Annotated in this window: 26 protein-coding genes and 1 pseudogene; 14 read left to right on the forward strand and 13 right to left on the reverse strand. The window is 63.4% G+C overall.

What is annotated here, in order from left to right:
* Positions 1-139: 139 nt before the first annotated feature.
* Positions 140-676: a hypothetical protein gene (locus tag AB4Y34_RS21510; RefSeq protein ID WP_176125465.1), complete on the reverse strand. Its 537-nt coding sequence runs from the start codon at positions 674-676 to the stop codon at positions 140-142.
* A gap of 595 nt (positions 677-1271) precedes the next feature.
* Here AB4Y34_RS21510 and AB4Y34_RS21515 point away from each other — a divergent pair.
* The 3 genes and pseudogenes from AB4Y34_RS21515 to AB4Y34_RS21525 all read left to right on the forward strand — a co-directional run.
* Positions 1272-1466: pseudogene (locus tag AB4Y34_RS21515) on the forward strand (porin); the annotation flags it as partial.
* Positions 1467-1559: 93 nt separating this feature from the next.
* A complete protein-coding gene (locus AB4Y34_RS21520) occupies positions 1560-2069 on the forward strand; it encodes a hypothetical protein (protein ID WP_176106695.1) in 510 nt (169 codons plus the stop codon).
* A 149-nt stretch (positions 2070-2218) separates the two neighbouring features.
* Positions 2219-2731 (forward strand): metal-dependent hydrolase, encoded by a 513-nt coding sequence (locus AB4Y34_RS21525; RefSeq protein WP_368717162.1) that lies wholly within the window; start codon positions 2219-2221, stop codon positions 2729-2731.
* Positions 2732-2766: 35 nt separating this feature from the next.
* On the opposite strand, the gene epsC is transcribed toward AB4Y34_RS21525, so the two are convergent.
* Together epsC and AB4Y34_RS21535 are read right to left on the reverse strand one after the other, a co-directional pair.
* Positions 2767-3693 carry a serine O-acetyltransferase EpsC gene (gene epsC, locus AB4Y34_RS21530; protein ID WP_176125463.1) on the reverse strand — a complete coding sequence of 309 codons (927 nt, stop codon included), beginning with the start codon at positions 3691-3693 and terminating at the stop codon, positions 2767-2769.
* Positions 3694-3839: 146 nt separating this feature from the next.
* Entirely contained in the window at positions 3840-4073 is a 234-nt protein-coding gene (locus tag AB4Y34_RS21535; RefSeq protein WP_013092363.1) for a hypothetical protein, read from the reverse strand.
* Between the two features lie 326 nt (positions 4074-4399).
* Between AB4Y34_RS21535 and AB4Y34_RS21540 the strand changes: the two genes are divergently transcribed.
* Both AB4Y34_RS21540 and AB4Y34_RS21545 read left to right on the forward strand, forming a co-directional pair.
* Positions 4400-4852: a DUF3005 domain-containing protein gene (locus AB4Y34_RS21540; protein ID WP_176125462.1), complete on the forward strand. Its 453-nt coding sequence runs from the start codon at positions 4400-4402 to the stop codon at positions 4850-4852.
* A gap of 148 nt (positions 4853-5000) precedes the next feature.
* Positions 5001-5606 carry a short chain dehydrogenase gene (locus AB4Y34_RS21545; protein ID WP_368717163.1) on the forward strand — a complete coding sequence of 202 codons (606 nt, stop codon included), beginning with the start codon at positions 5001-5003 and terminating at the stop codon, positions 5604-5606.
* 3 nt (positions 5607-5609) lie between these two features.
* Here AB4Y34_RS21545 and araD read toward each other — a convergent pair whose 3' ends face one another.
* The 7 genes from araD to AB4Y34_RS21580 all read right to left on the reverse strand — a co-directional run bounded on the left by araD (position 5610) and on the right by AB4Y34_RS21580 (position 13800).
* Positions 5610-7346: an L-arabinonate dehydratase gene (gene araD / locus AB4Y34_RS21550; protein ID WP_368717164.1), complete on the reverse strand. Its 1737-nt coding sequence runs from the start codon at positions 7344-7346 to the stop codon at positions 5610-5612.
* Positions 7347-7377: 31 nt separating this feature from the next.
* The gene (locus tag AB4Y34_RS21555) at positions 7378-8325 is read right to left on the reverse strand and encodes an ABC transporter permease (RefSeq protein WP_368717165.1); all 948 of its coding nucleotides are present in this window, start codon (positions 8323-8325) and stop codon (positions 7378-7380) included.
* Positions 8325-9212 carry an ABC transporter permease gene (locus AB4Y34_RS21560; RefSeq protein ID WP_368717166.1) on the reverse strand — a complete coding sequence of 296 codons (888 nt, stop codon included), beginning with the start codon at positions 9210-9212 and terminating at the stop codon, positions 8325-8327. Before AB4Y34_RS21560 ends, AB4Y34_RS21555 begins: the two co-directional genes overlap by 1 nt.
* On the reverse strand, positions 9209-10288 hold the full coding sequence (locus AB4Y34_RS21565; protein ID WP_368717167.1) for an ABC transporter ATP-binding protein: 1080 nt from the start codon (positions 10286-10288) through the stop codon (positions 9209-9211). Before AB4Y34_RS21565 ends, AB4Y34_RS21560 begins: the two co-directional genes overlap by 4 nt.
* Before the next feature lie 171 nt (positions 10289-10459).
* Entirely contained in the window at positions 10460-11629 is a 1170-nt protein-coding gene (locus AB4Y34_RS21570) for an ABC transporter substrate-binding protein (protein WP_368717168.1), read from the reverse strand.
* Between the two features lie 252 nt (positions 11630-11881).
* Positions 11882-12826, reverse strand: a complete 945-nt coding sequence (locus tag AB4Y34_RS21575) for an SMP-30/gluconolactonase/LRE family protein (RefSeq protein ID WP_368717169.1) — start codon at positions 12824-12826, stop codon at positions 11882-11884.
* On the reverse strand, positions 12823-13800 hold the full coding sequence (locus tag AB4Y34_RS21580; protein WP_368717170.1) for a dihydrodipicolinate synthase family protein: 978 nt from the start codon (positions 13798-13800) through the stop codon (positions 12823-12825). Before AB4Y34_RS21580 ends, AB4Y34_RS21575 begins: the two co-directional genes overlap by 4 nt.
* Before the next feature lie 575 nt (positions 13801-14375).
* Between AB4Y34_RS21580 and AB4Y34_RS21585 the strand changes: the two genes are divergently transcribed.
* On the forward strand, positions 14376-15080 hold the full coding sequence (locus tag AB4Y34_RS21585; RefSeq protein WP_176384953.1) for a LuxR family transcriptional regulator: 705 nt from the start codon (positions 14376-14378) through the stop codon (positions 15078-15080).
* Here the strand turns inward: AB4Y34_RS21585 and AB4Y34_RS21590 are convergent.
* Positions 15064-15381, reverse strand: coding sequence for a hypothetical protein (locus AB4Y34_RS21590; RefSeq protein ID WP_013092374.1), 318 nt, complete (start codon positions 15379-15381; stop codon positions 15064-15066). The genes AB4Y34_RS21585 and AB4Y34_RS21590 overlap by 17 nt on opposite strands.
* 154 nt (positions 15382-15535) lie before the next feature.
* On the opposite strand from AB4Y34_RS21590, the gene AB4Y34_RS21595 reads away from it, so the two are divergent.
* The gene (locus tag AB4Y34_RS21595; protein ID WP_176106708.1) at positions 15536-16129 is read left to right on the forward strand and encodes an acyl-homoserine-lactone synthase; all 594 of its coding nucleotides are present in this window, start codon (positions 15536-15538) and stop codon (positions 16127-16129) included.
* A gap of 56 nt (positions 16130-16185) precedes the next feature.
* On the opposite strand, the gene AB4Y34_RS21600 is transcribed toward AB4Y34_RS21595, so the two are convergent.
* A complete protein-coding gene (locus AB4Y34_RS21600) occupies positions 16186-16875 on the reverse strand; it encodes a FadR/GntR family transcriptional regulator (RefSeq protein WP_176384951.1) in 690 nt (229 codons plus the stop codon).
* Between the two features lie 281 nt (positions 16876-17156).
* On the opposite strand from AB4Y34_RS21600, the gene AB4Y34_RS21605 reads away from it, so the two are divergent.
* The 4 genes from AB4Y34_RS21605 to AB4Y34_RS21620 all read left to right on the forward strand — a co-directional run bounded on the left by AB4Y34_RS21605 (position 17157) and on the right by AB4Y34_RS21620 (position 20323).
* Positions 17157-17624: a universal stress protein gene (locus tag AB4Y34_RS21605; protein WP_176106710.1), complete on the forward strand. Its 468-nt coding sequence runs from the start codon at positions 17157-17159 to the stop codon at positions 17622-17624.
* 315 nt (positions 17625-17939) lie between these two features.
* Complete coding sequence (locus tag AB4Y34_RS21610; protein WP_368717185.1) at positions 17940-18596, forward strand: helix-turn-helix domain-containing protein; 657 nt, start codon at positions 17940-17942, stop codon at positions 18594-18596.
* Between the two features lie 114 nt (positions 18597-18710).
* Entirely contained in the window at positions 18711-20003 is a 1293-nt protein-coding gene (locus AB4Y34_RS21615) for an SUMF1/EgtB/PvdO family nonheme iron enzyme (RefSeq protein WP_368717171.1), read from the forward strand.
* Complete coding sequence (locus tag AB4Y34_RS21620) at positions 20000-20323, forward strand: hypothetical protein (RefSeq protein ID WP_368717172.1); 324 nt, start codon at positions 20000-20002, stop codon at positions 20321-20323. Before AB4Y34_RS21615 ends, AB4Y34_RS21620 begins: the two co-directional genes overlap by 4 nt.
* A gap of 69 nt (positions 20324-20392) precedes the next feature.
* Here AB4Y34_RS21620 and AB4Y34_RS21625 read toward each other — a convergent pair whose 3' ends face one another.
* Positions 20393-21355, reverse strand: coding sequence for a LysR substrate-binding domain-containing protein (locus AB4Y34_RS21625; protein ID WP_176384941.1), 963 nt, complete (start codon positions 21353-21355; stop codon positions 20393-20395).
* 135 nt (positions 21356-21490) lie between these two features.
* On the opposite strand from AB4Y34_RS21625, the gene AB4Y34_RS21630 reads away from it, so the two are divergent.
* The 3 genes from AB4Y34_RS21630 (at position 21491) to AB4Y34_RS21640 (ending at position 24550) form a co-directional block, all read left to right on the forward strand.
* A complete protein-coding gene (locus tag AB4Y34_RS21630) occupies positions 21491-22555 on the forward strand; it encodes an ABC transporter substrate-binding protein (RefSeq protein ID WP_368717173.1) in 1065 nt (354 codons plus the stop codon).
* A gap of 65 nt (positions 22556-22620) precedes the next feature.
* Positions 22621-23691, forward strand: a complete 1071-nt coding sequence (locus AB4Y34_RS21635; RefSeq protein ID WP_368717174.1) for an ABC transporter ATP-binding protein — start codon at positions 22621-22623, stop codon at positions 23689-23691.
* Positions 23678-24550 (forward strand): ABC transporter permease, encoded by an 873-nt coding sequence (locus AB4Y34_RS21640; RefSeq protein ID WP_368717175.1) that lies wholly within the window; start codon positions 23678-23680, stop codon positions 24548-24550. Before AB4Y34_RS21635 ends, AB4Y34_RS21640 begins: the two co-directional genes overlap by 14 nt.

The following is a 24550-nucleotide window of genomic DNA, read 5'->3' on the forward strand; positions in this document are numbered from 1 at the left end:
AATCGAAATCCATTTCAAGTGCACCTCGCGAGGCTGCCAAAAGAGACCGCAAATTATCGCGAGATTCCCGTTCGCTGGCTCCTCAGCCGGATGGCCCAAGACGATCCGATCACGACGCAACCGCGCCTGCAACCGCCATTTACCCCGGCCGGCGAAACTCGTTCGCCACCCACGCCGCGGCGCTCGCCTTGCTGAGCTTGAAGGTCGGCGCGACCTGCACCTGCGCGATCTGCTCGCCGAAAATATCGAGCGCGCTCAACAGCGCGTACGGCTCGTCTTCGTCCGGAACGATGTCGAGCGTGATGTCGAGTTCGTCGTTGCCGTCCGCGCTCGGCACGCGCACCGCCTTGTGCAGTTGCGCGCGCAGTTGCTGTTCGTGGCGACGCAGCACTTCCGCCGCGGTTTTCACCAGCGTGTTGAACGCCGACACGTCGAGCGGCTTCGGATCCTTCTTGTTGCGACCCATCGTCCAAGGCCCGACGAGCGCGGGCTCCGCCTCGCCGTCCTTGATCATTTCGACGGCCCAGCCTTCGTCGTCTTCGTTCTTGATGATGCGCGCGGTCCAGCCGTTGTCGCGCCACAGACGCTCTTCATGCACGCTTTCGTCCGGTCCGGACGAGTCGTCGGCCAAGAACCCGGCATTCGTGTCGGTCGAGGGAAAGGGCGTGTCGTTCATCACAGGTTCACTCACTTCGCGGGGCGCACAAACAGATTTCGAACCCGCGATTCTACCTGCCCGGCCCGCTTCGCCCTGCTCGCTCTGACGAACGGACAAGGCGCGCCCGGAACGGCGAAGCCGCTCGAGCGGCGAAATTCTATTTACCCTTAGGCGACAATGTGTAAAACCGCTTTAAATGTCAGATAAAAAAACGCGGCCCGAAAGCCGCGTGTCAAAATGAAAAAGACACCCTTTGGTCGAAGGGGTCTGTCTAAATTATAAGTGGCCTCCCACCATGATTTAACGCTTTCTCCGTAAGACTGCGTTGCGCAAAACGGTGAGAATCGGCGAGGGCATCCGATGCTGGCGGGGAGGCCTGATGTCGTAACGGTCCGGCAACGTCGGTGGAGTTGACGGCGTAGCCGCCCATTCACCTTTAAAAATAATTTCCTTTTAGGAACCTGCACTTACACGATTAATTCACATAATCGCGGATGCGAAAATAAACTGTTGCAAGTCGAATAATTAAATATCTGCATAGCGGTAATTACACTTCGCTGGGAATCGCGCTCAACATGCCGATTCTCCACGTACCACGGAGTGAATCCCGAACATGCAAAGAAGCCCCATCATGGCAAGCCTGCTGAGCGCCTTCGCAATCACCGCACACGCGCAAAGCAGCGTCACGTTGTACGGATCGCTCGACGCGGGTCTCGTCTACTAGAACAACCAGGGCGGTCACAGCAACTGGCAGCAGGGCAGCGGCTCATTGTCGAACACCTGCTTTGATCCGCGTGGCAGCGAGGAAGGAGAGCGGCTCCAACGGCTCGGGCGAGCCGAAGTGGCACACCGTGTCGCTGCAAGGCGATTTCCCCGGCCGCGCTAGTGACGACGTCGACGCATGCTCGGTATACTGCCTCGGCCGCCGTGCGACGCCGCGAAACCGCGCCGCCTGCACGGCAGCTTCGTCGCGAAGCATCGCGCTGTCCGCCAGCGCATCGCGCTTCGCCCGCGCCTCACCTTCCCATGCATGACTGGGAACGCCGACGATCGGATCATGAAAAGACTTCTCCTGCTTGCCCCCGCTGCCGCCCTCACTGCCACCCTCGCCGCCTGCGGTTCGTCGGGCGGCCCCGCGCGCGATGCGTCCGCGCCGCTCGTGTACGTGTCGTCGTCACGCACGCCTGCGTCCATCGCCGCCTGCCTCGAAGGACGTCTGCCGCGCGTGCGTACCTCGCACACGGGCGCGGCGACCGAACTCGCGGTCGGCGCCGATTCGCACAACTCGTACTTCGTCACGCTGACCCCGCTCAACGGCAGCACGGTCATCAAGGTCATGCATCCGGCCAATGCGCCCGACGATCCACCCGAAGAGGAAATGCGCTTCGCTATCGCACGCTGCGCGACCTGAGCGGCGCGGCGCACTTGAACGCCGTGTGCATCACTCACGGAAGGCCGATGCGCGAATTTATATCTCGCCCATCGGCTATTTTTTTACGCGCTCATCTGCGAACATAGCCGCCCTTTGTTTTTCGCGCGGCACTTGTGTCGCGAATGTCGATGGCATCCAGCAAAGCGCATCATGCGACCGGTTTCGCAGCCGGCATCATCGCGGCGGCGATCGTCGCGCGCAGCGGCGGCGGTCCGTTTCACACTGGCGTGCTGCTGAGCTTCATCGCCGGCGTGGCCGGCAGCACCGCGCCGGACTGGCTCGAAGTAGCATGGTGGTCGCGCGCGCGGCGGCTGTGGATCACGCATCGCACGCTGACGCATTGGGGCATCGGCTGGCTCGCGCTGCTCGCGGCGTCGTATCACATGCTCGGACATTCGATCTACGCGGCGCCCGCGTTCGGCTTCGCGTGCGGCGGCCTGATGCATCTGCTCGCCGACTGGCCGAATCCGCTCGGCGTGCCGTGGATCGCCGGGCGACATTCGTTGAATCTCTGGAATAGCGGGCACTGCGATCTGATCGTCGTCGCGGCGTCGTGGGTGGCCGCGTGGTTCATCGGCGAGCATGTGTGGCGGCATGGCATGTATGCGTTGCCGTGGTTACGCCATTGGCCGATCAGCTAGGCGCAGCGATGCAGCCGGCCGCGGCCAGGCGAGCATCACTGCCGCCCATTGTCGGTGCGCTCTCCTTCGCGGATCTTGCCTTGCGATACGCTGCTGCCCGGCGGCACGCTATGCGTGAGCCACACGTTGCCGCCGATCACCGATCCGCGCCCGATCGTCACGCGTCCGAGAATCGTCGCGCCCGCGTAGATCACGACGTCGTCCTCGACGATCGGATGCCGGGCGTTGCCCTTTATCAGCATGCCGTCTTCGTCGGCCGCGAAACTCTTCGCGCCGAGCGTGACCGCCTGGTACACGCGCACGCGCTCACCGATGATCGCGGTCTCGCCGATCACCACGCCGGTGCCGTGATCGATGAAGAAGCTCGACCCGATCGTCGCGCCCGGGTGAATGTCGATGCCGGTCGCCGAGTGCGCGATCTCGTTGATGAAGCGCGCGAGCAGCGGCACGCCGAGCCGATGCAGCGCATGCGCGAGCCGGTGATGCGTCATCGCCCACACGCCCGGATAGCACAGCAGGATTTCGGTGATGTGCTGCGCGGCGGGGTCGCCGGTGTACGCAGCCTGGATGTCGCTGACGAGCAGCGCGCGGATGCCCGCCAGCTGCGTCGCGAACTCGCGCGCCACCGCGAATGCGCGCTCGCGCAACTCGGCGTCGGGCGTCGCGCCGAACTCTGGCAGAAAGCGCAGCGCGCGGCGAATCTGTTCGGCGAGCAGCCGCAACGTGCTTTCGAGCGTGTGGCCGACGTAGTAGTCGACCGTCTCGTCGGTTAGATCGGGCGCGCCGTAGTGCGTCGGAAACATCGCGGCGCGCAAGCCGGTCACGATATTGACCACCGCTTCGCGCGATGGCAACTCGCGAATGCCGAGCGGATGCCGCGTGCGATGCAATTGCTCGCGCGAGGCGCGCAGGTCGGCGACGATCTGTTCAAGGCCCCAGTTCGGGGAAGGCTCGTTGGGCATAAGGGACGGCGCCGTGCAGCGTGCACGGTTCAAAGTGGTTATCCAGCAGAGATTACCGCGTTTTAACGCTGCCCGCCCGGCGGCGCGCAGATCGGCTCCGCTCGTTGCGTCGGCGCGTGCCTGCACGCATGGATCGTTCCCTGACGTCAGATTGTCAGACTGCTCGCGTCGATCCAGCGCACTGCCCAATCGCGCGCGTGCGCGATCGCGGCGGCTTCGTCTGAGAAACGCAGTTCCGTGGGGAAGAAACGGTTGGCGACCAGTTCGCCGTCGCTCGAGCGCGAGATCACCACATACGGTTGCCAGGAGCCGTCGCCCGAGCGCGCCGGTTCGCAATTCAATAGATAGCCGCGATGTGTGAATGCAGCATCGAAGTGCATGAGTCACCCGCCCCTGAAGCCCCGTAACATTTTCAGTCGCGCGGCCATTTGTTTGTTAATTTTTTCCGACCACCGTGAACAGCCGGAGCATGCCGCCAATTTATCCGCGCGTCGGTCGCAGGAGTAGAATCATACTCTGTAGAAAATACGCGTCCATTAAAAAAAACGAAATGAATCGCGGACGTCATCGCCATTCAATCGCGAGGCAACGCCACTCGCATCGAATCATGGCGGACAACGCATCGCGACTCCCGCGCACAGCGGCGCCGTGTCAGTCGGAACGGCTTTTGCTCTTTTCTTCGAATGTCCTCTTCAGGAGATGCACGATGAACAGCGCGATCAGCAAACCCGAAAACGCCGGCACGAAACCAGACCCGAAGGACCCACCAACCACGGACCTGCACAACGATCGCACGCACGACAGCACCGTAGACACCGACGGCAAGAACCATGAAGCGGCCCGTCTGGCGGGCCACGGCGCGATCTCGCCCGACGAAATCACCACCAGCAATGCGACGCTCGAGAACAGCGTGCCCGAGGCGCTCGACGGCATGGCCGGCTTCGACAGCCGGCTTGGCGGCAACCATCTGCTGCTCGCGCTCGAGCCCGGTTACGCGGTGATCGACAAGGGCATGGTCGAGCCGCTCGCCGTCTACTCGGCCGACAACCAGTACATCGACCCGCGTCCAGTCGGACAGCGCCAGGATCGCGGCCGGATTCACTATGCGCTCAATCATTTGCGGCCCGCGCGCGTTATCGAATTACACCGCGTGAAATAGGCGGACGCGCGCGTATCATCCCTTTATACGCGCGCGTTTGAATTACCGCATTTATTCCGATTAAATCAGGCATTCACGCAGCACGCACCGTTTTATTCTGGTGCGTGCTTTGCTTTGTTTAACGTTGGTTCGTTTAACGGAGTTGCGGATGAAAAGGATCGTCGTCATCGGCGCCACGGGCACGCTGGGCCACGCCGTCAGCACGGAGTTGAAGGCGCGTCACGAAGTGATCGAGGTGGGCGCGACGCGCGGGCAATATCACGTCGACAGCACGGACCCCGCGAGCGTCGAGCGGCTGTTTCGCGACATCGGCAAGGTGGACGGCGTCGTCACCGCGACCGGCAACGTGCATTTCGGTCCGCTGGCGCAGATGAGCATCGAGCAGTTCTGGGTCGGGCTGCGCGACAAGCTGATGGGCCAGATCAACGTCGTGTTCGCGGCGCTGCCGTACGTGACCGACGGCGGTTCGTTCACGCTGACGAGCGGCATTCTGGGCGACGAGCCGATCGCGCAGGGCGCGAGCGCGACGACCGTCAATCTCGCGCTGGAAGGCTTCGTGCGTGGCGCGGCGATCGAACTGCCGCGCGGGCTGCGCATCAACGTGGTGAGTCCGACCGTGCTGACCGAGTCGATGGAGGCTTATGCGCCGTTCTTTCGCGGCTTCGAGCCCGTCAGCGCACAACGCGCTGCGCTTGCTTATCTGCGCAGCGTGGAAGGCGCGCAGACGGGGCGCGTGTATCGCGTCGGGTATTGAGCGTCAGTGAATTTCCGGTTCGCCCGAGGTTTCCGGACTCGCGCCGCCGCGCTGCAGGAAGTCGAAATCGCAGCCTTGGTCCGCCTGCATCACGTGCGCTTGATGCAGGGCGCCATAGCCGCGCTCGAAGCGCGCCGCCGGCTTGACCCACGCAGCCTTGCGGCGCGCGAACTCTTCGTCCGATATCAGCAGGTTCAGCCTGCGGCGCGGCACATCGAGCTCGATCAGATCGCCGCTTCGCACCAACGCCAGCGGCCCGCCGACGAACGCCTCGGGCGCCACGTGCAGCACGCACGCGCCATAGCTCGTGCCGCTCATCCGCGCGTCGGAGATGCGCACCATGTCGCGCACGCCTTTTTGCAGCAGCTTGCGCGGGATCGGCAACTGACCCCACTCGGGCATGCCCGCGCCGACCGGCCCCGCGTGCTGCAGCACCAGCACGCAGCTCTCGTCGATGTCGAGCGCGTCGTCGTCGATGCGCGCGGCCATGTCGTTGTAGTCGCTGAACACGACCGCGCGGCCCGTATGCACGAGCAGATGCGGCTCGGCCGCGCCGGGCTTGATCACCGCGCCGTCGGGCGCGAGATTGCCGCGCAGCACCGCGAGGCTGCTGTCGCGCAGTAGCGGATTCGTGCGGCGGCGGATCACGTCGTCGTTGAAAATCTGCGCGCCCGCGAGGTTCTCGCCGAGCGTGCGGCCGTTCACGGTTTTCTGCGAACCGTCGATCAGCTCGCCCAGTTCCGCGAGCAGCGCGCGCAAACCGCCAGCGTAGAAAAAGTCCTCCATCAGATAGGCGCCGGTCGGCCGGATGTTCGCGAGCACGGGCGTACGGCGTGCGATCTCGTCGAAGCGATCGAGCGTCAACTCGATGCCCGCGCGCCGTGCGAGCGCGATCATATGCACGACCGAATTGGTCGAGCCGGACAGCGCGACACAAGTCGTCACCGCGTTATCGACCGAGGCCGCCGTAATCAGGTCCGACGGCTTCAGATCCTCCCACACCATCTCGACGATCCGCATGCCGGTTTTCGCGGCCATCTGCGCATGGCGCGAATCAGGCGCGGGAATCGACGCGAAGCCGGGCAGCGTGAAGCCCAGTGCTTCGGCCGCGCTGGTCATCGTCGACGCAGTGCCCATCGTCATGCAGTGCCCCGGCGAGCGAGCGATGCCGCCCTCGACGCCCTGCCAGTCTTCCGGCGTCAGCGTGCCCGCGCGCAGTTCGGCCCAGTATCGCCATGAATCGGAACCCGAACCGAGCGTCACGCCGTTCCAGTTGCCGCGCAGCATCGGGCCGGCGGGCAGAAAGATGGCGGGCAGATCCATCGAGATCGCGCCCATCAGCAGCGCGGGGGTGGTCTTGTCGCAGCCGCCCATCAGCACGACGCCGTCGGCGGGGTACGAGCGCAGCATCTCCTCGGCTTCCATCGCGAGGAAATTGCGGTACAGCATCGTGGTGGGCTTCTGGAACGGCTCGGACAGCGTCTGCACAGGCAACTCGATAGGGAAGCCGCCGGCCTGCCAGATGCCCCGCTTCACTTCCTCGACGCGCTGCTTGAAATGCGTGTGGCACGGATTGATCTCGCTCCACGTGTTGAGAATCGCGATGACCGGCTTGCCCGCGTATTCCTCCCGGTTGTAGCCCATCTGCGCGGTGCGCGAGCGGTGGCCGAACGAACGCAGATCGTTCGCGCCATACCAGCGATGACTGCGCAATTCCTCGGGGGTCTTTCTCTTCGTCAACGTCTACTCCACGATTGACGCCGACCACGCGTCAGCGCCGCTGTTCTTTCACGCGAGACACGATCTGCGTCGGGCTCACGAATTGTAGTGCGATCAGCACCCAGATCAACGTGATCGCCATATAGATCATCGCCATCGCATCGATCGATTGCGGCGCGCGCACGCCGGTCGAAAACACAGCGTAGTACAACGCGACCACCAGCGTTTGCGTGGCAGGACCGGCCGTAAAGAACGTCAGCTCGAACATGCCGATCGTACGCACCAGCACGAGCAACCCTGCGGCCAGCATACCCGGCACGAGCAGCGGCAGCAGCACGTAACGGAAGTAGCGGAACGTGTTCGCGCCGAAAATGCGCGCGGCCGCTTCGAGATTCGGATCGATCTGCTCGATGAACGGTGTCATCACCAGAATCACGAACGGCAGCGCCGGTACGAGGTTCGCAAGAATCACGCCCCATAGCGTGCCGGCAAGGCCGACCTTGTACATCACGGTCGCCATCGGAATGCCGTAGGTGACAGGCGGCACCATCAACGGCAGCAGAAAGATCAGCATCGCAAGGCGCTTGCCGCGGAATTGCACGCGCGCGAGCGCATACGCGGCAGGCACGCCGAGCAGCACCGACAGCAGCACGACCGCGCCGACCACCTGCACGGTCACCCACAGCACGCTTGCGAGCTGGAAGTCGCTCCACGCCTGCGCATACCAGTGCAGCGTGAAGCCTTGCGGCAACGCGGTGCCGAACCAGCGCGTCGCGATCGAATTCACCGCGACCGTCGCAATCAGCAGCACGACGTTGATCAGGAAAAACGCCATCACGGCCCACACCAGCACCTGCCAGATGCGGCCCGGCAGGTTCGCGCGCTGACGCGCGTGTTGCGCGGGCTCCCGGGCGCCATCGCCCGGCTGCGGCGCCGCGGATGCCGAAGCGGAGGTGGACGCGGGCCAGTCGGGCGGCGTCGCGCGACGATCGGTCGTCATCAGCCTTTGCCTCCCGTAACGGGACCACGATAGAACCAGCGGCGCGCGCCGAGCAGCGCGGCGACCACCAGCAGTTGCACGAAGCCCATCACCATCGCGATCGCCGACGCGAGCGAATAGTCGTAGCTCTCGAATGCGGCTTCGGCCGCGGCAATCGACATCACGCGCGTCGGACCCGCGGGCGCGCCGAGCAGCACTGCCGACGGAAACACCGAGAACGCCTGCACGAACGACAGACACGCGGCCATCGTGAGCCCCGGCACCAGCAGTGGAAAATAAATGCGGCGAAACTGCTGCCACGGACTCGCGCCGAGCGTCGCCGCCGCGCTCGCGAGCGTCGGGTCGATGCCGGTCACGTACGAAAGCGTCAACAGAAACGCGAACGGAAAGCCCGACACGATCAGCGACAGCAGCACGCCCGTGAAGTTGTGCGTGAGCCGCACCTCTTGCGTGTACAGATGCAGCGCCTGCAATGCCTGCGGCAGCCAACCGTGCGGACCGAAGTACGTGAGCATGCCGTCGGCGATCAGCACGGTGCCGAGCGTCACCGGAATCACCAGCAGCGTCGTGACGATCTTCTGATAACGCGTGTAGCGGCGCAGCGCGAACGCGACCGGCACCGATACGCCGACGTTGATCAGCGTGGCGGGTACCGACAGCTTGAGCGTGACGAGGATCGTCGGCCACATCGAGGTGTCGGTGAAGAACGTCAGATAGTTGGCCCATGGACCGCCGCCGTTCATCGGCCGGAACGACAGCGCGAGACCGTACGCGAACGGATAAATGAACAGCGCGACGATAAAGAGCAGCGCCGGCGCGACGAGCCAGGCCTTGGCATCGCGCGGCGCGCGGGGAGTCAGCGGGGGGACGAGCGTCGGCGTGTTCATGCGGCCTCGGCATCGTAGACCAGCACGCACGACGGCCGCACGCGCAGCATGATGCGTTCGCCCTCCGCGCATTCACCGGTCACGCGCGCCCACACGTCGCCGAACGCGGTCTTCACGCGCAGCAGCGAATCGTGGCCGCCGTATTCGACCGCGTCGATCAGCGCCTCGAACGGGTTGTCGGCGCCGGGCTCGGCGCGCTCCATGTCTTCGGGGCGCAGCGCGACGCTCACGCGCTTGCTGTCGAAGCCGGCCATCGCCGTGCCGATCAGCCGCACACCGTTCGCACTGACCACGACGCCCTCGCCTTGCATGCCCTCCAGCGTGAACTCGGCGACGTTGCGATAGCCCATGAAGCGCGCGACATGCAGATTGCGCGGCCGCGTGTAGACCTCTTTCGGCGTCGCGACCTGCTGCACGACGCCCTCCCTCATCACGACGATGCGATCGGCCATCGACAGCGCTTCGTCCTGATCATGCGTCACGTACAGCGTCGCGCGTTCGAGCTGCGTATGGATGCGGCGAATCTCCGCGCGCATTTCGATGCGCAGTTTCGTATCGAGATTCGACAGCGGCTCGTCCATCAGGATCAGCGGCGGTTCGATGACGATCGCACGCGCGATCGCGACACGCTGCTGCTGGCCACCGGACAATTGACCGGGCAGCTTCTGCTCATGTCCTGTCAGTTGCACCAGTTTCAAGGCCTCGCGTGCACGGCGCGCTATCTCGCTCTTGCCGACGCCACGCATCTTCAGCCCAAAGCCGACGTTGTCGAGCACGCTCATGTGCGGGAACAGCGCGTAGTTCTGGAACACCATGCCGAAGCCGCGCTTTTCCGGCGGCAGCACGTCGATGCGGCGCTCGTCGAGCCAGATGCCGCCGCCGGTGAGCGGCTGCAATCCGGCGATGCAGTTCAGCGCCGTCGATTTGCCACAACCCGACGGTCCCAGCAGCGCGATGAACTCGCCGCGCCGGATCGTCAGATCGAGACCCTGCAGCGCGGCGATCGCGTGACCTTGCGCGCTCGTGAAACTGCGGCTCACCGAGTCGAGCCGCAACTGCTCAAAGTGATGCTTCATACGGTTTCCTGATCCGCGTGAGACGACGGGTGTCGCAAGTGCCGCGCGTGCGGTGCGCGCGGCGCATCAGGCAGTTAAGCCGAGGCGCGCGTGGTCGCCGCAAACACGCAGCGCGGCGCTACCTCACGCCGCGCTGCGCTTCGCCTCGTTTTCCGTCGCAATGGTGAAGGCCTATCGGGTCTTCTGCGCGCCGATGTCGGTATCCCACTTCCTGAAGGCCGCGACCATTGCCGCCGCATTCAGCGGTAACGCATGCGGACGATCGCTCAACATCTTCGCGTATTCCGGTCGGCCATACTTTTGCAGCACCTCCTGGCTATGCGCGGGCGCCTGCTCGAACGAGACGCCCTTGATCGCCGGGCCCGGGTAGAAGTAGCCGTCGTCGTAGGTCAATGCCTGCTGCGCGGGCTCCAGCATGAAGTTCATCATCTTGTACAGCACGTCTAGCTTTTCCTTCGGCACGCCCTTCGGAACCACCATGTAGTGCGCGTCGTTGACCCACGTCATGTTGTCGAACGGCTGTACGCGGAATTCGGCCGGCACGATGCCGAGCGCGCGCGGATTGATGTCCCAGCCGGTCACGGTCACGGTCATGTCGCGCGTGCCTTCGCCCAGTTCCTTCATCACCGCCGAGGTGCCGCCCGGATAGTACGGAATGCAGTCGTTCAACTGCTTCAGGTACGCCCACGTCTTGTCCCAGCCGTGCACCGGGTCCTGCGGGTCCTTGTCGCCGAGCACATAGGGCAGGCCCATCAGGAACGTGCGGCCAGGACCGGAATTGGCCGGCCGCGCGTAGATCAGCTTGTCGGGGTGGGCCTTGCACCATTGCAGCAGTTGCTCGGGCGTCTTCGGCGGATCGCTGACCTTGGCCGGGTTGTATTCGAGCAGCGGACCAGCCGGCATATACGCGACCTCGAGACCGTAGCCCTGCGCTAGATCCTGCATCTTGCGCGGGCCCGGCGCGTACTTGTCGAGCACACCAGGGAACTGCGCCGCGTTATCGGGCAGCAGCTTGATCCACAGGTTCTGTTCGATGCCGGCCGCGAGCGCGTCGGTGCCGGTCAATACGAGGTCGATGTCGGAGCGTCCCGCGGCCTGCATCGCCTTGATCTTGCCGGGCAATTGCGGCGACGGAGCGTTCGTGAACGTGATGTTCGCAACGAGATTCGGATTCTTCGCCTTGAACGCCTCGAAGCCCTTCTGCGTGAGTTGAAGATCGCCGGCCACGTCGACGATGTTGATCGTAACCGGATCGGCCGCGTGCGCGGCAAGAGTGAACGCTGCACTCGCGGCGATACAGACGGATACCAGCTTGAACGACAGCCTGTGCGAAACAGTCATTGCGTCTCCTCGCTTCTTGGTATGGAAGCCCGCTGGTCGATGTGTTGCATGCGGGCGGTATCTTTCTACCAAGGGAACATAGCGAAGCGTAACAGCCGATGTCAAGCAAATAGTCGAGAGCGCGAGGCCTGGTCAAAAGTGGCTCGATTGACGTGAAATCCTTGCCGTTCAATGCCTGGTAACGCGAATTAAGGGCAAACCCGAGCATCCGCAGTGGCTGCAATACGTGTTGTCTGGTTAGCGGACAACTGCTCAACCCCCGCGCACGCCCTGCGTATTGACGAACAGCGAATACAAGCCGTGGCTCGCCGCCATGAACAGACGGTTGCGATGCCGTCCGCCGAAGCAAACGTTCGCGCAACGCTCCGGTAGCGCGATATGGCCGAGCGGCTCGCCTTGCGCCGTGAAGACGCGCACGCCGTCGAGTTCGTCGGTGCCCATGCCCCAACCGCACCATAGGTTGCCGTGCACGTCCACCCGAAAGCCGTCGGGCGTGCCCGGACCCGCGTCGATCAGCACGCGGTTGTTCGATACCGTCCTGCCTTTGCCAGTGGCCTCGACATCGAATACGCGGATCTTGCGCGGCTCGCCGCGCGATTGGACCACGTACAGCAGCGACTCGTCCGGCGAAAACGCGAGACCGTTCGGGGCGAGCACGTCGTCGATGACCATCGAGACCTCGCCCGACTGCCCGTCGATCCGATACACGCACGGCTTCAGTTCGGACTGCTGCTGCTCGCCCTCGTAGAAACCTTCGATGCCGAAGGTCGGGTCGGTAAACCAGATCGAGCCGTCCGATTTGACGACCACGTCGTTCGGCGAATTGAAGCGCTTGCCCTGATAGCGGTCGGCGAGCACGGTGATCGAGCCGTCGTACTCGGTGCGCGTCACACGCCGCGTCAGGTGCTCGCAACTGACGAGACGCCCTTCGCGATCGCGCGTATGGCCGTTCGCGTTGTTCGACGATTGACGGAACGTGCTGACCGCGCCCGTCGTTTCGTCCCAGCGCAGGATGCGGTCGTTCGGAATATCGCTCCACAGCAGATAGCGGCCGTCGCCGAACCACACCGGTCCCTCCGACCAGCGCGTGCCCTGATACAGACATTCGACCGACGCCGATGCGATGATCAACGACTTAAAGCGCGGATCGAACACACGGATGGAAGGATCGGGATAGCGTCGGCTGTGTTCGGTCATGTGCTTGCCTGCGTGTCGCAGCGGTTCGATTGGGTGGGTGCGAACTCGCGCTCGAGAGCGAGCAGCGTGCACGCGGTCTGCGCGATCTTCGCATGATGCTCGCGCGGTGTCGAACTGAGCAGCGGCAGCAACGGCCCCATGTCGGCGAGGCCCGTGAACGTGATCGCGTCGTGCAGCACGCGGATCGGCGAGATGTCGTTACGCAGCGTTTCGAGCGGCATGAACGCATCGTACAAACGCTGGGCGGTGTCGTTGTCCGCGCTATCGGTGCCATCGGCGCTCCGGCCGCTTTGCACCGCGCGCAGCAACGCCATCACCATGCTCGGCGCGATGCAGCCGCTGCCGGTCGTCCACGCTGCCAGCCCGAACTCGCGCAGATGCACGAGCGCTGGCCGCTCGCCCATGCCCGATACGATCTTCGCGGCCGGCACGCATTGCAGCAGCCGGCGCAGATAGGGATCGTCGCGCGGGATCGCGTATTTGACCGCGCTCAACGTGCCACGCTCGACGAGCCGCGCGAGCGCATCGACAGCCACGTAGTTTTCGCTCTTGATATACAAGGTGAGCGGCATGCCGGCCGTGTCGGCGATCCGCGTGAGGCCCGTCTCGACGCCCTCGGACGTCGTAAAGCCGCCGAGCGGCAGCACCATCGCGGTGCGGTAACGCGTCTGCGCGAGGATGCGCGCCTGATCGAGCATCTTGCCGTAGTCGGGACCGAGCGCCGGAATCACGCGTGTCCCCGGACTCGCGGCTTCGGCAAGCAGGTCCAGTAGCTCGTGATATTCACTGACCGCGACGTGATAGAGGTTCGCGTTGCCGCCATACAGTAGCGTGCGTACGCCACCCGCTTCGATATGGCGGATCAGCGCGAGATTCCGAGCAGGGTCGAGCGTGTAGTCGGCGCGGCGCGCGAGCGGCGGCACGGCCATGACCGACGCGGCGAACTCGCCGTCGCGCAGCGGAGAATCGTTCATGATGGTTGACGCGCAAACGTGCTGGGCGGAGGTTTCACGGTAGCATCGGCATCACAATGTTGTCAAACAACTGGACATGGCGATCGCCCCAAGAGGCCGTCGGCGGCGAATTGCCCACGAACCGCCCACGAAATTTCCTTTTGTATAACAATGTGGCCCCAGCCCACATGCAAACCGCGCAGGCGCTTGTTTGGCAAGACCGACGCGACGCGCAAATAACCGGCGTTCCCAAATAATCGAGTAAATGCGATTAATTCCGAAGCACGAAAGAAATAATGCTGTCAATGAAACACATTAAAATGCGGTCGCCGGATGCCGATTAGCCGCATTTCTCGCCCGAGACCCGGGCGGGTTAAAAATCTATTTCAATCAGCATAATAATAGGCAACACCGCCCTTGCTATCACATGGCTGCTATCGTTTACCCCGCGGAGCAGCAGCGCATTGCTTTCCAGTTTTTAGTGATAGATTATGCGGACCAAAAGAGCGGACCGAAGTTTGTCTGCCAATAACCGCGAATGGGATGTTTGCGAGCCTGAGAGAGCCAAAAAATTGTCGCTACACTTTATCGAGCAGATGGCACCGCTACTGGACGCCGCCGACGAGGCGGAATGGTTCGGCGTGATTACGGGCCTCGCCGAAACGTGGGGCTTCGACAGAATACTGGTCGCGATGCTGCCGCGGCCCACCATGCGTCTCGAGGACGCTTACCTGCGCAGCACTTACGCGCCGGCATGGCGGCAGACGTATGACGAACACGGCATGGTGCATATCGACCCCACGGTCGCGCACTGCCTGTCACGCTCCGCGCCGCTCATCTGGACGCCAGAGATTTTCGCCACCCCGCCACAGCAAGCTCTGTACGAGGAAGCCCGCTCGTACGGCTTGGGTGCGGGTGTGACGCTGCCGATTCACGGGCCGAATCAGGAAGCCGGCATGATGTGCTTCGTCAATGACGACAAGCCGTCGGACGGGTTCAGGCGCCATGTGAACGCCGCGTTGCCGAATCTCGTGCTGTTGCGCGACCTGGTGATCGACACCAGCAAACAGCATCTGGATTCGCATGCGCAGAGCTTGATGCCGAAGCTGACTCCGCGCGAGCGCGAATGTCTGAAATGGACCGCGCGCGGCAAATCCACGTGGGAGATATCCCACATCCTGAGTTGCTCGGAAGCCGTGGTGAACTTCCACATGAAAAACATCAGGGCGAAATTCGGCGTGAACTCACGGCGCGCGGCCGCCGTGATCGCGGCCCAGCTTGGGCTTATTGACCCGGGTTGAGCAGCGCGGCCGCGTCGCGGCTGTACATCACGCGCTCGGCGCGACCCAGATCGGCGTCCGATACGGTTTTCATGAAGTAAAGGCCAAGCAGGATCGACACCGGCGCCGGGATCTCCGCACCGGACTCGAAGCGGCTGCCGCGCGACTGCGTGACGCCGAAGCGAGCCCAGAAACGACGCTGGCTCTCTTTTTTCTTCTTCCTGTAGGCAATGATCAGAACACGATCCACTGCCGAAGAGACCTCCGAGGGACGCGCCTGGAGGTGGGTTTGCGGTTGCCAGTGATTGTCGAGGAGTTCCATTTTGGACCCTTGTAGGTTGGGGGCGGATACGTGTGTGAATTTTGCGATACCCGATAAGCATCCACACCTATCCAGGTAGGTAGGTGGCGCAAAGATTCAGAATGCATAAGTTTTCCTGCGTATGTGGCAGCCCCAACACGCACAGGAGAAGGTCATGCAAACCACGATCCGTATTGGACTCCGGCAGGAATTCGACAACGAACTGATCAACGAGATGTACCGGCTGCGCGCCCGGGTCTTTCACGGCCGGCTCGGCTGGGAAATTCCGACCATCGCGGGAATGGAGATAGACGGCTACGACGCGCTCGGGCCGTACTACATGCTGATTCAGGGCGAAGACGAACGGTTGCGCGGCTGTTGGCGACTGATGCCGACCGAAGGTCCGAACATGCTGAAAGACACCTTCCCGCAACTGCTGCATGGCGCCGCCGCGCCGGTCGGCCGACATATCTGGGAACTGAGCCGCTGGGCGATCGAAACCAACGGGGAGGAACAGTCTTTTGGTTTCACGGATATGACAATTCGCGCAATTCAGGAAGTAATGCGCTTCGCACAGCGCATGGGCATCACGCATTACGTCACGGTGACTACCACGCCGATCGAGCGCATGCTGCGCCGTGCCGGGCTCGATATCAGTCGGCTCGGGCCGCCGCTGCAGATCGGCGTCGAACGGGCCGTTGCGCTCGACGTCGCGGTAAGCGCGAAAACGCTGACCTCGCTATTCGGGCCGGTCGCCGACGCGGCTTGAGCCGCGCCGGAGCGTGGCCGCACGAAATCTCGATACCTTCACCCGCGCGCGCGGACTCAGGAACCGAACATCCGTTCCAGCGCGTTCTCGAGATGCGCGCGCATCGCGGCGCCCGCAGCCGCCGAGTCCTTGCGGCGGATCGCGTCGAGCACCGCCATGTGCTCGGCCTGCACCACCCGCTGCCGTTCCACCGTTTTGACCAGCGACAGATTGCGCGACAGGTTCATGCTGAACAGGATCTGTTCCTCGATGAACGACATCACCGTGATGAAAAACGGATTCTTCGACGCCCGCGCGACCGCCTGGTGGAACAGGAAGTCGTCCTTCGCGCCGATGCCCTTCGCCTCGATGATGCGCTCCAGCTCGTCCCACGCATGCTGGATCGCGGCGATGTCCTGGGCGTCGGCCTTCAGCGCTGCCTGCGCGGCCGCGCCCGCCTCGGTCACGATGCGAAACTCATAGCAGCGGCGGATATCGGACAGCGTTTCGAGCGGCGCGAAGCGGCGCACGTCCGGGTCGGGGCGCCGCGCGACGGTCGTGCCAGAGCCGTGCCGCGTCGAGATGATGCCGTCGGCCCGCAATCGCGCGAGCGCTTCGCGCACGGTCGGCCGGGACGTGGCGAAACGCTCCGCCAGCGCGTGCTCGGTCGGCAACCGCTCGCCTTCCTTGTACTCGCCTTCGAGGATGCGGTTGAGAATGTCGCCGTAGATCTGGTCGGGTAAGCCCTTGGTTTTTCGATCGTTCATCAGCGGACTGGCCAGCTTGTCTGAATATGGCCTGATTGTAAGGCCAACCTTGTTCCAGCTTCAGCAAACTTATGCGGTTTGTAAGCATGCAAGGCCACTTGCGCGCGCCGCCGCGCCCGCCATTTCGTCCGCGCCGCGTCTGAATATTTGGCAAATGTTTGATTTACATCCTGGTCGAGTGCATCTTTTCCGGCAATCATCTAAGCTTCATTGGTATAAAAGATCAATAAACCCTGCCGCGGCTGGCAATGTGGCAGACGCTTTTTTGACGTGGAGCCGATATGTACAAACGCATCCTTGTAGCGGTCGACGGCAGCAATACCTCGCGCCGTGCGTTCGAAGCGGCGCTCGAACTCGCCAAGTCGAATGGCGCTGTGCTGCGGCCGTTTTATGTCGTCGAAAATACGCCGATGTACTTCGAGGCGCCCGGCTACGACCCGTCGATCCTGCGCAACCGGCTGATCGAGGAAGGCCAGGAACTGCGAGCCGAGTTTTCGAAAGTGATGGCCGAGCAAGGTGTGAAAGGCGACCCGGGGGTTTCCGAGGCTTCGTCGCTCGGCGATGTCGCCGAGATCGTGCTGCACGCCGCCGCCGAATTCAACGCAGACCTGCTCGTGATGGGCACGCACGGCCGGCGTGGCTTCCAGCGGCTGATTCTCGGCAGCGTCGCCGAACGCTGCGTGCGCCAGGCCACGCTGCCGGTTCTGCTGGTACCGTCCGCCGCGGGCGCCGATAAGCAACCCGTCTGACACGGTCATCATGCGCAAGACGGTGAGCCACGACGCCGACATCGGCCGCGGCGGCTCACCTTCCCACCTTCGTCGGGGCAGCACCGTCGCCAGGAAAGCGAAGCAGCGAACGCGTCACTTTGCCACCTGTTGAGGGTCATAACGGGTGGGACAATTTCACCACTACCAATAATCAATCGCGCGCAGAACATGCTGAATCCTACCGCTGTGCCCCGTTCCTCGACCCGCTCCGCCGGTTCTGCCGCGAGCGGCAGCCGCGAGTCCATGGCGGGACGCGCCACCGCACGCACCGCCGCGCGCTGCTCCAGTTGTTCGATGCGTCAGATCTGCATGCCGCAGGGGCTGTCCGCGGAGGAACTGCCGAAGCTCGAAACGCTGATCTGCTCGGCGCGCTCGGTGTTGCGCGGCGAGGCGCTGTATCGCAGCGGCGACCGCTTCGACAGCATCTACGCGCTGCGTTCCGGCTCGATGAAGACCGTGATGGTCCACCGCGACGGCCGCGAGCAGGTCACCGGCCTGCGTCTTGCGGGCGAGCCGCTCGGGCTCGACGGCATCAGCGCGGACATCCATGCGTGCAGCGCCGTCGCGCTGGAAGACAGCACGGTGTGCATCATTCCATACAGTGCGCTGAAGCAGCTATGTCGCGAGATCGGTTCGATCCAGGAGCGCATGCACAAGCTGCTGGGTGCGCAGATCGTCAGCGAGGCCGCGCAGATGATGGTGCTCGGCTCTCTGTCCGCCGACGAACGCGTCGCCGCCTTCCTGCTGGACGTGTCGCAGCGCAATGCGCAGCGCGGCTACTCGTGGTCGGAATTCAACCTGCGCATGACGCGCGAGGACATGGGCAGCTACCTCGGCATGACGCTCGAAACGGTCAGCCGCACGCTGTCAAGATTTCAAAAGCGTGGCCTGATCGACACGCGGGGCAAGCATATTCACATCGTCGATCTCGAAGGCTTGCGGCAGGTCTGAGCGGCTTCGCGGGGCTGAACGGTCGCTCGGTTCGTCTTGGCACGCGGTCTGCGAGGGGGTAAAGTTTTCAGACCGCCACCCACGGCAACCGTGTTGCATGGAGACCCGGCCCCAATGAATCGCGACCCTGCCCCGCACCATCCGCTCGTGCAGCGCCTGCACGACGCGCGTCAAGTCACCGATGACCTGTTTGCAATCGTCAAACCCGCCTACCTCTATGAACGGCCGATCCGCGAGCGTCACCGTGTCGTGTTCTATATCGGCCATCTCGAAGCGTTCGATCGCAATCTGTTCGACCAACGTCTGTTCGATCTGCCGGCTTTCGCACCGGAACTCGACCAGCTGTTCGCATTCGGCATCGATCCGGTAGACGGCGGCTTTCCCACCGATCAGCCCAGCGATTGGCCGTCGCTCGACGCCGTGCGCGAGTATGCGATGCGCGCGCGCCGCCAGATCGACGCCGCGCTCGACGAACTCGGCAACCCGGTGGGCGATGAAGCGGCCGTGCAGTTGCTGAACGTCGCGATCGAGCATCGGTTGATGCACGCGGAAACGCTCGCGTACATGCTTCATCAGTTGCCGCTCGCGCAGAAAAACACCGCATTGCGCGAACCGGTGGTGACACGCACGGAGCGGCGCGACGGATTGTCGTCGATGGTCCGCGTGCCCGCCGGCACGACCGTGCTCGGCATGCCGCGTGAGGCCGGCCGTTTCGGCTGGGACAATGAATTCGGCGAGATGGGCGTGGAGGTGCCCGCGTTCGAGATCGACCGATACATGGTCACGAACGGTGCGTTCCTCGAGTTCCTCGAAGACGGCGGTTATCGCGAGCCGAAGTGGTGGTCGCCGAAAGACTGGGCGTGGAAGGAAGCGGAGTGCATCGAGCATCCGGCCGGCTGGTCGCGACGCAATTCGGAAGACGGCCGCACCGCATGGACGCTTCGCACGATGTTCGACGACGTGCCGTTGCCGCTCGACTGGCCCGTCTACGTGAGCCACGCCGAAGCGAGCGCCTACGCGCGCTGGGCCGGCAAAGCCCTGCCAACGGAGGCGCAATGGCAACGCGCGGCGCACGGCGCGCCGCACGCGGCATCGGGGAATTTCGATTTCCGCAGCTGGGACCCACGGCCCGTCGATGCGCATCCGGACAACGTCAGCGCGTTCGGTGCGGAAGGTCAGTTCGGCAACGGTTGGGAATGGACCTCGACGCTATTCGAAGCGCTGCCGGGGTTCGAAGCGTTTCCGTTCTATCCAGGCTATTCGGCCAACTTCTTCGATGGACAGCATTACGTGCTGAAGGGCGGTTCGGCGCGTACCGCGCTGTGCATGCTGCGGCCGGAATTTCGCAACTGGTTTCAGCCGCACTATCAGTATGTGTATGCGGGGTTTCGGTGTGTGCGGGGGTGACAAATAAAGCGGAAGTTGAAAACAAAATTCAGCTTCCGCTCACTGACGGTGGTGAATTTTCGCCCCGCTTCATCGAGCTGGTGTTTCGCAAAGCGCAGCTTCCTGGCGAAACGCAGATGAGACCGCCAGCGCTCGCCCTCCCTCTTCTCTTGTCGGCTCTGACGCAATCGCTCGACAACGTCTGGCAGTTTCCGGTAAAAGACGCTCGTTTGCACGCCCATTCGATCAGTAAGCTGACCCAGCCCGATATCAGGCTCTCTTTTCATAATTCTGTTAACTGCACGCCGCAACTGTTCTTCGTCCCGTTTCTGTTTGTCTGAGTTGAAATACCGGGCAAATACAATGGGCTCGCCGCGTTGCCGCGATACCCCGACGGGTCCGCGGCAACGTTATTGAACAGCGCGTTTGCCGCTTCGCTGGCGGGTTTTCTTCGACGCTGGGTCCGGCACGATCCGCGCCATCTTCTCCATCGACTCGTCGTGCTCCGCGCGCAGCACTTCGATAAACGCCGACGCCAGCCGCTCGCGCGGCCGGTGCGGCGGAAACAGCAAATACATCGGGAACATGACCGCCGGCGAGAACGGCCGGATCGCGATGTCCGGCCCGGCGAAGTCCAGCGCCACGCCCGGATGCGCGAGTGTCACGCCCATTCCGCAGCGCACCAGCTCGCAACAGATCGCCGTGTATTGCGCCTCGATCGCCAGCTTGCGTTCGACGCCCGCACGCAGGAACACTTCGTCCATCTGCGCGCGCGTGCCATCGCCGTGACACAGCGAGATAAACGACTCGCCCTCGAGATCAGCGGGCCTGATCACAGCTTTTGAAGCAAGCCGGTGCACCGCCGGCATCACGCAGACGGCGGCCACTGTCGACAGCATCTCAACTTCGCAATTCGACGCCTCGCTGATGTACACCGCCACGCCCAGATCGCAGAACTGCGACGCCGTCCAGTGATTCACCGTGCCCGACGTGTTGACGTGCAGCGACACGGTCACACCGGGATGCAGCGCCTGAAAACGCTTGATCGCATGCGGCACGAGCGTGAGGCCCGCTGAAGGCATCGCCGCGATGCGCAGACGCCCACTGCCCAGATTGCGAATCTGCGCGGCGGCGTTCGCGAGCCCCTGCAAGCCGACATATGCGCGCTCCACCTCGCGGAAAAACGCCGTGCCCTCGCTGGTCGGGATCAGCCTAACGCCGCTGCGCTGAAACAGCAGCAAGCCCGTCTCCCGTTCGAGCTGCGAGATCAGACGGCTCACGTTCGGTTGCGACGTGAAGAGCGCTTTGGCCGCCGCCGTCATCGACCCGGCGACCATCACCGCACGAAATGCCTCGACATGTTTCAGGTTCATCGGTTTCAACCCATATCAACCATGTATAGATTGCTATTTTATTCGTATTGGACCATATGACCATTGGGGCACAGACTGTGATGTATGGACACGCCACCAGAGCGTCCATTCCCACACTGACCGGAGATCGCCGTCATGCAAGAATCGCTGCGCCGCCGTTGCCGTTCTACGCTCCACGCTTTCGCCTCCACACTGTCCGTCGTCTGTCTGACCGCTCCGTTGCACGGCCACGCCGAAACTACGCTGTATGTCGCGAACGTCGGCGGCTCGAACGAGCAGTTGTACCGGCAGAAAGTCATTCCGCCGTTCGAAAAAGCGCATGACGTGAAGATCGTCTATGTGGCGGGCAATTCGAGCGATACGCTCGCGAAGCTGCAGGCGCAGAAAGGGCATCAGCAGATCAACGTCGCGGTGATGGACGACGGCCCCATGTATCAGGCGATGCAGCTCGGCCTGTGCGCGAAGGTCGAAGATGCGCCGGTGATGAAAGACCTCTACCCGCTCGCGCGGCTCGGCCCGACGGCCGTCGGGGTCGGTATGGTCGCGACGGGCATCGGCTACAACGAAGAGGCGTTCAGAAAGCTCGGCCTGCCCGCGCCCGATTCATGGCAGGCGCTCACCGACAAGCGCCTGAAGGGCAAGCTCGGCGTGCCGCCCATCACCAACACGTATGGACTGCATACACTCGTGATGCTCGCGCGCCTGAACGGCGGCGGCGAAAAGAATATCGACCCCGGTTTCAACACGATGACGAAGCAGGTCGCACCCGACGTGCTGTCGTGGGCGCCGACGCCCGGCGAAATGGACGGCCTGATGCAGGCGGGCGACGTCATCATGGCGCCGTATGGCAGCGGTCGCGCCGTCGCGTTGCAAAACACGGGCTTTCCGCTGAAGTTCGTGTATCCGAAGGAAGGGGGCGTCGCGCTGCAGGTAGCGGCCTGTGCGCTGGCCGAGAACGCACAGCCGAAGCTGTCGCAGGAGTTCATCCAGTATCTGCTGAGCCCCGAAGTGCAGGCGATGCAGGCGCAAGCAATCGGACTTGGACCCGTCAACAAAACGGTCAAGCTGACGCCCGAGGTCGCGGCGCGCGTGCCGTATGGTCCGGAACAGGTGAACAAGCTCACGGCGATGGACTGGACCACGATCAACCAGCATCGCACGGAATGGACGGAGCGCTGGAACCGCTCGGTCGAACGCTGAGCGGCGCAACCGCTTCATAGCCGCTCAACAGTTCCTACGTCCCGACTCCGCACAGGACCGACACCATGACCTTTCTCACTCTGCAGGGCATCTCGAAGCGCTACGGCCATTTCACTGCGGTCGAGCAGCTCGATCTGTCCGTCGAACGCGGCGAGTTCCTGTCGCTGCTCGGGCCGTCCGGCTGCGGCAAGACGACCACGCTGCAGATGATCGCCGGCTTCGTCACGCCGAGCGCGGGCCGCATCACGCTCGGCGGACGCGACATCACGCACGAGCGCCCCGAAAAGCGCGGCATGGGCGTCGTGTTTCAGAGCTATGCGCTGTTTCCGCATATGACGGTCGCGGGCAACGTCGGCTTCGGTCTCGAAATGCGCAACATGAAGCGCGACGAGCGCGCGGCGCGCATCGCCGAAGCGCTCGATCTTGTGCGGCTCAACGGCCTGGACGCGCGTTATCCGAAGGAACTGTCGGGCGGCCAGCGCCAGCGCGTCGCGATCGCGCGGGCGCTGGCGATGCGCCCCAACCTGCTGCTGCTCGACGAACCGATGTCGAATCTCGATGCGAAGCTGCGCGAGGAAATGCACATCGAACTGCGCGCGATCCAGAAGCGCCTCGGCATTACGACGATCCTCGTCACGCACGACCAGGTCGAAGCGATGACGATGAGCGACCGCATCGCCGTGCTGCACAAGGGGCGCATCGCGCAACTGAGCACGCCGTTCGATGCCTACGAACGTCCCGCTACGCCGTTCGCATCGACCTTTCTGGGGCGTACCAACACGCTGCCTGGCGAAGTGCGGGAGCGTAATCCGCGCTGCGCCGTCGTGGATGTGGCGGGCACGACGCTGCACGTGCCGCACGAAGGGCGCGATGTCGAAGGCGCAGTGCACGTCTACATTCGCCCGGAGAAAGTACGCCTTGCGAATGGCGACGCGCGCATGCACGGACGTATTGCGACCCGTGTGTTCATCGGTAACCAGTGGCTGCTCGAAGTCGATACGGCGCTCGGCAAACTCCATATCGCGCAGCCGAACTTCGGCGCGCCGCCGCCCGACGAAGGCCACGAAGTCGGACTCTCGTTCACCGACGACGATCTGCGCGTGCTGACCCGGGAGCATGCTCATGGCAACGCTTGACGATTCGCGCGCGGGCGCCGCGCCCTGGCTGCTCGCTTCACCGGCGCTGCTGCTGTTCGGCGCGCTGCTGTTCGTGCCGCTCGTGCTGACGCTGCTGCTGTCGTTTCGCGTGTTCAGCGATGTCGCCGGCGTGCAGGCCGCGTACACACTGAAAAACTACGTCCAAGTGCTGAGCGATCCGTACTACGGCGAAATCTTTTTGCGCACGGTGAGTCTCGCGCTCGCCGTGACGCTGCTGAGCGTACTGCTCGGCGTGCCGGAAACCATCGTGCTCGCGCGGATGAAGCGGCCCTGGCAGTCGCTGTGTCTGCTGATCGTGCTCGGCCCGTTGCTGATTTCCGTCGTGGTGCGCACGCTCGGCTGGCAGATTCTGCTTGGCAATAACGGCGTGCTCAACAATGCGCTGCAAGCCTTTCACATCACCTCCGAGCCGATCCGCCTCGTCTTCACGATGACGGGCATGATCATCGCGCTCACGCATGTGCTAGTGCCGTTCATGGTGATGTCGGTGTGGGCGACGCTGCAAAAGCTCGATCCGCAGGTCGAATGGGCGGGGCTGTCGATGGGCGGTTCGCCGTTGCGCGTGTTCCGCCGCGTGGTGCTGCCGCAGATCATGCCCGGTGTGCTGTCGGGTTCGATCATCGTGTTCGCTCTGTCGGCGTCGGCGTTCGCGACGCCTGCGCTGATCGGCGGGCGCCGTCTGAAAGTGGTCGCCACCGCCGCCTACGACGAATTCCTCGGCACACTGAATTGGCCGCTCGGCGCGAGCATCGCCGTGTTGCTGCTGATTGCGAACGTCGCGATCGTGATGGGCTGCAGCCGTCTCGCCGAGCGCCGTTTCAAGCATATTTTCGAGTGA

It is taken from the genome of Paraburkholderia sp. BR10954 (assembly GCF_040965775.1).
In the GTDB taxonomy this organism is placed as follows: domain Bacteria; phylum Pseudomonadota; class Gammaproteobacteria; order Burkholderiales; family Burkholderiaceae; genus Paraburkholderia; species Paraburkholderia youngii.